This window comes from Psychrobacter sp. DAB_AL32B, from assembly GCF_002224105.1.
GTDB lineage: Bacteria > Pseudomonadota > Gammaproteobacteria > Pseudomonadales > Moraxellaceae > Psychrobacter.
Genome location: NZ_NEXU01000155.1, coordinates 1 through 448 on the forward strand (window position 1 = coordinate 1; position 448 = coordinate 448).

Annotated in this window: 1 pseudogene; it reads right to left on the minus strand. The window is 36.4% G+C overall.

Going from position 1 to position 448, the window contains the following annotated elements:
- Nucleotides 1–448, minus strand: a pseudogene (locus tag CAN34_RS13780) (adenosine deaminase); the annotation flags it as partial.

Sequence of the window (448 nt, forward strand, 5' to 3'; positions counted from 1 at the left end):
GGATTTAACATTGATATTTAAACCGTAATCCAACAACTCTTGATATTATGTTCTTTATAACTCTCAAATACCTTGAGTTCAATATTTGAATTTGGACAAACTGTCAGCGGCATTTGCTCATCTTTTAGTCGTTGCATCAACGCGGCGCTTTTTATCGATTGCACACCATGATCAATTCTATTTATCTCTAATAAATCCAAGGCTTCGTAGATATACGAAAAATCCGCCTCTTCACCGGCATGAGCCACCAATTTAAAGCCTGCTTCTTTTGCTTTTTTAAACACTTCTTTGAACTTTGAAGGAGGATTTCCCATCTCCGAAGAATCAAGACCAACACCGATAATGTCGTCTTTAAATCTCAATGCTTCTTGTAACGTTTCAAACGCCTCTTCTTGTGATAAATGTCTTAAAAAACACATAATGATGCACGAAGTAATACCATATTGCG